Source organism: Vreelandella salicampi (genome assembly GCF_013415105.1).
Lineage (GTDB): Bacteria > Pseudomonadota > Gammaproteobacteria > Pseudomonadales > Halomonadaceae > Vreelandella > Vreelandella salicampi.
The window spans coordinates 32,910-40,104 of sequence record NZ_JACCDF010000021.1; the positions used below are offsets into that span (position 1 = coordinate 32,910).

General features: G+C 56.6%; 6 protein-coding genes and 1 tRNA gene. 2 read left to right on the forward strand and 5 right to left on the reverse strand.

The window, feature by feature from the left end:
* Nucleotides 1-73: 73 nt before the first annotated feature.
* Genes HZS81_RS17205 through HZS81_RS17215 form a run of 3 tightly spaced genes read right to left on the reverse strand, consistent with a single transcriptional unit; the run spans nt 74 to nt 2,858 of the window.
* Entirely contained in the window at nt 74-1,333 is a 1,260-nt protein-coding gene (locus tag HZS81_RS17205) for a TRAP transporter large permease (RefSeq protein ID WP_179931749.1), read from the reverse strand.
* A complete protein-coding gene (locus tag HZS81_RS17210; protein WP_179931755.1) occupies nt 1,330-1,851 on the reverse strand; it encodes a TRAP transporter small permease in 522 nt (173 codons plus the stop codon). Before HZS81_RS17210 ends, HZS81_RS17205 begins: the two co-directional genes overlap by 4 nt.
* The gene (locus HZS81_RS17215) at nt 1,851-2,858 is read right to left on the reverse strand and encodes a TRAP transporter substrate-binding protein (protein ID WP_179931756.1); all 1,008 of its coding nucleotides are present in this window, start codon (nt 2,856-2,858) and stop codon (nt 1,851-1,853) included. The genes HZS81_RS17210 and HZS81_RS17215 overlap by 1 nt, the downstream gene beginning before the upstream one ends.
* Before the next feature lie 337 nt (nt 2,859-3,195).
* Here HZS81_RS17215 and HZS81_RS17220 point away from each other — a divergent pair, with 337 nt between their 5' ends.
* Complete coding sequence (locus HZS81_RS17220) at nt 3,196-4,587, forward strand: FAD-binding oxidoreductase (protein WP_179931750.1); 1,392 nt, start codon at nt 3,196-3,198, stop codon at nt 4,585-4,587.
* Nucleotides 4,588-4,625: 38 nt separating this feature from the next.
* On the opposite strand, the gene HZS81_RS17225 is transcribed toward HZS81_RS17220, so the two are convergent.
* Together HZS81_RS17225 and HZS81_RS17230 are read right to left on the reverse strand one after the other, a co-directional pair.
* Nucleotides 4,626-5,573, reverse strand: coding sequence for a LysR family transcriptional regulator (locus HZS81_RS17225; protein WP_179931751.1), 948 nt, complete (start codon nt 5,571-5,573; stop codon nt 4,626-4,628).
* Between the two features lie 119 nt (nt 5,574-5,692).
* The gene (locus tag HZS81_RS17230; protein WP_179931752.1) at nt 5,693-6,691 is read right to left on the reverse strand and encodes a TRAP transporter substrate-binding protein; all 999 of its coding nucleotides are present in this window, start codon (nt 6,689-6,691) and stop codon (nt 5,693-5,695) included.
* 180 nt (nt 6,692-6,871) lie between these two features.
* Here HZS81_RS17230 and HZS81_RS17235 point away from each other — a divergent pair.
* Nucleotides 6,872-6,948, forward strand: a tRNA-Arg gene (locus HZS81_RS17235).
* Nucleotides 6,949-7,195: the final 247 nt, after the last annotated feature.

Consider the following 7,195-nt stretch of genomic DNA (forward strand, 5'->3'; position numbering starts at 1 on the left):
CCAAGCCCTCTACCAAGCCAAGCAAAACGGGCGTAACCGCGTGGTGATGCAATGACTATGGTTGATGCAGTGACTATAGCGACCAACCTAGCCACATGGGGACGTAAACCACCAGCAGCAGTACGCTAATCAACCCGAGCAGGTAAGGGATAATCGCCCGCGTAATTCGCTCAAGCGGAAGCTGCGTTACCGATGAGGCGACATAAAGGTTGATCGCCACCGGCGGGGTAATCATGCCAATCGCCAGCCCCATCACGATGATAAGACCAAAATGAATCGGGTCGATGCCCAGCTGCAATACCAACGGCAACAGCACTGGGGTGAGAATGATCAAAGCACTTGCCGTCTCGATAAATACCCCGGTGAGCAGAATCACGGCTACGACCAGTAGCATGATAACGTAAGGGTTGGCTGACAGTGACAGCACGGATTGGGCGATGGCGCCGGGTACCTGCCAGCTGGAGAGCGTCCAGCTCAGCACAGCCGACATCGCAATCACCAGCATGATCACCGCCGTGGTCATCGCTGAGCGGATGAGCACTTGATAAACGTCTTTTAGCGTTAGGTCGCGGTAGACGAAAAGCGACACGATCAGGGCGTAGTTCACCGCCACGACCGCTGCCTCAGAGGGCGTAAAAATGCCCGAAAAAATACCGCCCAAAATAATAACCGGCGTCATCAGCCCCCAGCTAGCGTCTTTTAGCGTGCGCCAGACGGTCGTCAACGAAAAGGCCGTGCCGTGAGGGTACTGGCGTTTGTAGGCCTGCATAATGGCAATCGCCATGAGCCCCACCCCCATCACCACACCAGGAATAAAGCCGTTCAAAAACAGCTTTGAAACCGACTGCTGGGCAATGACCGCGTAAATAATCATTGGCACCGATGGCGGAATCACCACGCCGATGGTACCGCTTGCGGCAATCAAGCTCGCGGCGGAAGCGGGCTCGTAGCCCTTACGCTTGAGCTCGGGCACAAGGCTTGAACCCACCGCCGCGGTGGTGGCCGCCCCCGAGCCGGAAATGGCCGCGAAAAACATGCCCGCCATGACCGAGACAACAGAGAGGCCGCCGCGCATAAAACCGACCAACGAGTCGGCAAAGTTGACTAACTTTTCGCTGACCTTGCCTTGGGCCATTAAATCGCCGGCCAGGATGAACATCGGCACGGCCACCAGCGCGAAGGAGTTGATGCCCTGGAACATCTGCTGGGTTACCACCATCAGGGGCACGCCGGATTGATGCAGGGCAAACAGGGTGCTGGCGCCAATCGCGAAGGCAATGGGAACGCCCAGCAGCATAAACACGAAAAATAACCCAAACAGCACAAGCGTCATGGCTGCGGCTCCTGTGGCGTGTCTGGTTTGCCATGAACAAGCGTTTCAAGGAGATCCACCAGCGTGTACCAAGCCATGATGGCTGTGCAGAAAGGCATCACTGCGTAAACGTAGGTCATGGAGATACGTAACGAGGCGGATTTTTGAAAGCTTTGTACCTGCATATAGCGGTAGCCGATCACGATCAGCGCGATCATGAGGGCCAAAACCACGCTAAGCGCAACGAATCTAGCGAGCTTGCGTAAGCGCGCAGGCAGGGCATCGACCAGGAACGTCACGGCGATGTGTCGCCCCCGCTGAAACGCCAAGGTGGCACCTAAAAACGTCAGCCACACTAGCAAAAAACGGGCAAGTTCTTCCGTCCAACCCACGGCGGTAAATAGCACCCGTGAGACAATTTGTAGCGTAATAACGCCGATTAACGCCGCCATACAGGCAAAGACTGCGGGCTGGATAATGGCATCCAGCCCGCGCTCGGTGCGTTGCAACAGCGTTAGTAACGGCTGTGCAAACGACATCACGGGTTCAACGCCTCCTGAATGCGCGGCAGGTAGTCGCCGAATTGCTCACCGTACTTCTCGTACACCGGCGTTACGGCGTTTTGGAAGGCCTCGATGTCGGGGGAGTCGTTAATTTCCATACCCGCTTCGCGCAGGTCAGCCAGTTGCACGGCTTCCATCTCGGCGTTTTGTTCCCGGGCGTAAGCGGCGGCGTCCTGCGCGGCATCAAGCACGATGTCCTGAAGCTCCTCCTGGAGGCTGTTCCAAGCCGGCAGGCTCATGATGAAGATAGCCGGCGCGTAGATGTGCCGCGTCATGGTCAGATAGTCTTGAGTTTCTGCCAGGTTGAAGGCATGGATGGCATTGACCGGATTTTCCTGGCCATCAATGGTGCCTTGTTGCAGCGCGGTCAGCGCTTCCGTCCACGCCATGGGAACGGCGTTGGCTCCTAATTCGCGGAAGGTGTCGACATAAACCTCGTTCTCGATGACGCGTAGCGTTAAACCGTCGAGGTCGGCGGGCTCATGGACCGCATTCTGGCTATTGGTGATATTGCGGAATCCGCGTTCAGCGTAGGCCAGCCCCTTGAGGTTCACATCCTGCAGTTTGCCCAGGATCTCCTGACCGATCTCGCCATCCAACACGTCGTAAGCGGCCTCGGAGGAGGGAAACAGGAACGGCAGCTCGAAAACGGAAAACTCATCGACGAAATTGGCCACCGGCCCGTTGGTAATCACGCCCATATCGACGGTGCCGATCTGCATGCCTTCCAGCAGGGTGCGTTCGTCACCCAAGGTGGCGTTGGGGAATATCTCAATGGTGACCGCGCCATCGGTCTGCTCGCTGACCCGCTGCTGAAATCGCTCAGCGGCGATGTGGTAGGTGTCTTCCGTATTCACCACGTGGGCAAGGCGCAGGGTGGTAGGAGCGATCTCCTCGGCTTGGCCAGAAAGCGGCAACGCAAACAGGCCTGCACAGCCAAGTGCGAGTGTTAGCTGTTTGAACTGGCTGGTCGCGCTAGGCATAGAGCGGGATACGGTATGACGGGCGAAATGGGCGAGATTACTCACATGAACTCCTGAGGGTTAGCTTTCTTGTTGTGTTTTACCGCGACGTTACTGTCTTCTTAGGCATCATCTATATCACATCGGACTTGCGGCACAAATTACTTATTTTTATGCCACTATTCGCGGGATTGATCCAAAAAATCTTTATAGATCTTGGGCTTGAGCGTGATGGCGGTTAGCGCTAGCCTGCAAGCGTTTGCCATTGAGTGCATGCCCTGGTGAGCAGATTATAAAGGCTGACGAGATTGCCTGGCCTTGCTACCAATGGCGTAGCCCGCTAAAACAGGAATAAGAAATGGATAAGTTGCTCAACGATCTGGTGGCGATAGTCGGCCCGGAAGGGGTGCTGCTCGGTGATGATGTTTCGCAGCGAAGCGTCGACTGGTTTACCGGGGCGCCCTGTCGCGCCAAGGCGATTGTAAGACCGCGTGACACCGAACAGCTCAGCCGGGTGATGGCTTTGTGTTACCAGGCCGACCAGCCGGTGGTGACCCATGGCGGCATGACCGGCATCGTGCACGGCGGTGAGGCGAGCCCGGAGGAGCTGGTGGTCTCGCTGGAATTGATGAACCGGATAGAAGACATTGATTCGGTGGGCTCTACTCTCCAGGTCCAGGCCGGGGCGACCCTTCAGCATGTTCAGGAAGCCGCGGCGGAGATCGATATGCAGTTTCCGCTTGATCTCGGCGCCCGGGGGTCGTGCACCATTGGCGGCAACATCGCCACCAATGCCGGGGGTATCCGGGTCATACGCTACGGCATGATGCGCCAGCAAGTGCTGGGGCTGGAAGCCGTGCTCAGCGATGGCACCGTGGTCAGCTCGTTGAACAAAATGCTGAAAAACAACGCCGGCTACGACCTGAAGCAGCTGTTCATCGGCAGCGAAGGCACGCTGGGGATCGTCACCCGTGCCGTACTGCGGTTGCAGCCGCACATGCCCAGCGAGCAGACCGCTCTGGTCGCGGTGCCCTCCTTCGATGCCCTAACCCAGCTGTTGGGCTTGGTTTCCCAGGAGCTGGCCAATAGTCTCAGCGCCTTTGAGGCGTTGTGGAATAACCACTACAAGCTGATGACCACCGAGAGCGGTAAGCACACGCCCCTGCTGGCGGACGACTCGCCTTTTTACGCCATCATCGAAACCCTGGGCCTAGACGACGAACGCGATGCCGAGCACTTCTCGCAGGTTTTGCAGAAAGCCCTGGAAGCTGGCTTGATCACCGACGCCGTACTGGCCAATTCCCGAGCTCAACGCCAAGTCATCTGGGCGATCAGGGAAGACATAGAAGTCTTGGTGAAAGAGCTGAAGCCGATGTTTTCCTATGACGTCAGCCTGCCGATTCCCCATATGGATGCCTACGTCGAGCTGCTGGAGCAAGGCCTCAAGGCGCAGTGGCCTCAGGTGGGGAAGATGGTGGTGTTCGGCCATCTCGGCGATGGCAACCTGCACATCATGATCACGGTGCGAGACGACAGCCCGGAAAGCCGCCGCCAAGTCGAGCAACTGGTGTACACCCCGCTGAAGGAATACGGCGGCTCCGTTTCTGCGGAACACGGCATCGGCCTGGAAAAGCGCGATTACCTGAGCATTTGCCGTTCCAGCGAGGAGATTGCCCTAATGAAACGCATGAAAACCGCCCTCGATCCCAAAGGCCTATTGAACCCCGGCAAGGTGGTAGCGCTGGATTGAGCGTGAGAAAGCGCCGGGCGGTTTCAGCGCAAACACGATCAGGGGGCGGGGTGTATCAGCTCCCTGATCAGCGTTCTCAACCAGCGGATGCCCGAGTCGTGATCCTTTCTCTCATCCCAGCAGAGGCACACCTTGAACGCCGGTACATCCAGCGGAAGGGCATAGAATTTCAAGGCGTTGTTGCGGCAGATGACATTGGCCGCGCTTCGGGTCACCACGCAGAGCAGGTTCGTCGATACCAGTATCTCCTGAAGCGGATTGATGTAAGGCGTCTTGGCGACGATCTTTCGTTCCAGCCCCAGCGTCTTTAATCGTTCATTGATCAAGGACGGGCTGTCCTCGCGATGGGACAAGGCGAGTTGTGGTGTATTCAGAAACGTCTCGAGGGTGATATGGCTTTTATCCCCATGCAGCGTGGCGTCGCCGACACAGCCAATCTCGTCGTCGAACAGGTACTCGTGATGCGAGGTTAGCGGCAAGGTTTCGAATTGCACCACGGCCAGGTCGATATCGTGCTCCTGTAGAACCCGCTGGGCCTCCTCGGCGCTCGCGATACGCGTCGACAGCATGTTGAAACACAAGTCTGGGGCATGCGCTAGACAGTGCTGGATGAGCTTGGGTTGCAGCTGTTGGCTAACGTAATCTGTCAGGCTGACACGAAACTCCCGTTTTGTCGTGGCGGGCGAGAACTCGCTGCTGCTGTGAATCGCCTGGTCGAAATAGAACAGGCCTTTTGCCACGGCGGCGTCCATCTGCCGGGCGAGCGGAGTCGGTTGCATGCCATCCATGCTCTTGATGAACAGCGGGTCGTCCAGTAACAGGCGGAGCTTCTTTAGGGAGTGGCTGACGGCGGGCTGGCTCAGGCACAGCGATTCTGCGGTAAGCGTCAAGCTCCGCTTTCGGTAGAGTGTGTGAAAAACCAATAATAAGTTGAGATTTATCTTATTGAGTCTTGAGGTCAGTTTTATATTGGTTGTTTCAACCATCAGGTGTGTCTCTTGAAGGAAACGGCTGTTCCGGCGGTGTTTTCACGCCGCTTGAACAGCCGCCAACGGCAACCGGAAATCCAGTCACCTTACGTCAGGCCACCTCGGTGGAAAGCCCGTTACTGCTGAAGAGAGGACTGAATGCGCGGCAGATAATCGCCGAATTGCTCACCGTACTTGTCGTATACCGGTGTTACGGCGTTTTGGAAGGCCTCGATGTCGGGGGAGTCGTTAATTTCCATACCCGCTTCGCGCAAATCGGCCAGCTGCTCGGCTTTCATCTCGGCGTTTACTTGACGTTCGTGCTCAGCGGCCTCTTGCGCTGATTCGGCGAGCACTGTCTGCGCCGCTTCAGGGAGCTTGTTCCACACTGACATGCCCATCACAAAAATGGCGGGAGCGTAGGTGTGGCGCGAAAGCGTCATGTAGTTTTGGGTTTCATTCAGGTTGAACGAGTGAATGACGTTGACCGGGTTTTCCTGGCCATCGATGGTGCCTTGCTGCATGGCGGTGAGGGCTTCGGTCCACGCCATGGGAACGGCATTGGCGCCCAGCTCGCGGAAGGTATCGACATACACCGGGTTTTCCATCACGCGAATGCGCAGGCCTTCCAAGTCTTCCGGGGCGTTGACCGGGCGCTCGCTGTTGGTCAGGTTACGAAAGCCGCGTTCGGCATAGGCCAGGCCTTTCAAGTTGACGTCAGAAAGCTTGTCCAGCAGCTCTTGGCCGATTTCGCCATCCAACACGCCGTAAGCGGCTTCTGGGGAAGGGAACAGGAACGGCAGTTCAAATACCGCCATCTCTTCAACGAAGTTGGCTACCGGACCGTTGGTAATCACGCCCATATCGACGGTGCCGATCTGCATGCCTTCCAGCAAAGTACGCTCGTCACCTAGTGAGGCGTTGGGGTAGATCTCGATATCCACCTTGCCGTCGGTGCGCTCTTCCACCAGTGCCTCGAACTTGGTGGCGGCGATATGAAAGCCATCCTGCTCGTTGACCACGTGCGCTAGGCGCAGTGTGACGGGGTCCATATCGTCAAAATCGGAGGCGTTAGCCGTACCGACTAAGGCGAGAGAAACAGAGAGTGCCAGCGTGTTAAGTGCAAATGTTTTCATTATGATTTCCCTTTTGAGACAAAGAGGCACACAGGGTGCATTGTTATTCGAAAATGCGACGTGAAAATGATGCTTGGAAAGCATGCACCAGAGAGGTAAAAAGGGTCAATTCTGTTAGCGCGTAAGCGCCCGCTCAGCTAGACACAAGCGGCGTGCCCGGTTACGATACGCATCCACTAAGCGCCCGTAGCTCAGTTGGATAGAGTATCGGCCTCCGAAGCCGAGGGTCGCAGGTTCGAATCCTGCCGGGCGCACCATCGTTTTTAAAACATTATTTTTCAAGGGCTTACGTTAAGGCGTAGGCCCTTATTTTTTGCCTGCGTCAAATCTGTGTCATCCTCGTGCCAAGATAAGCGTGAAAGGCATTCTGTAGGGAAAGAGTGCTAGGGCGTGTTGACGTTTGGTCGAGGATGATTTGGCAGGATAGGGGCAAGCTCGCAGAATAGAGGTTCTCACGCCAACAAACTGCGAGCTTGCGATGCCCCGACAAATGCTCACGGATGA

Excerpts from the sequence above, each read along its gene's own strand:
- HZS81_RS17205 (WP_179931749.1), bottom strand. The coding sequence starts at position 1,333 with ATGACGCTTGTGCTGTTTGGGTTATTTTTCGTGTTTATGCTGCTGGGC.
- HZS81_RS17210 (WP_179931755.1), bottom strand. The coding sequence starts at position 1,851 with ATGTCGTTTGCACAGCCGTTACTAACGCTGTTGCAACGCACCGAGCGC.
- HZS81_RS17215 (WP_179931756.1), bottom strand. The coding sequence starts at position 2,858 with ATGCCTAGCGCGACCAGCCAGTTCAAACAGCTAACACTCGCACTTGGC.
- HZS81_RS17220 (WP_179931750.1), top strand. The coding sequence starts at position 3,196 with ATGGATAAGTTGCTCAACGATCTGGTGGCGATAGTCGGCCCGGAAGGG.
- HZS81_RS17225 (WP_179931751.1), bottom strand. The coding sequence starts at position 5,573 with ATGGTTGAAACAACCAATATAAAACTGACCTCAAGACTCAATAAGATA.
- HZS81_RS17230 (WP_179931752.1), bottom strand. The coding sequence starts at position 6,691 with ATGAAAACATTTGCACTTAACACGCTGGCACTCTCTGTTTCTCTCGCC.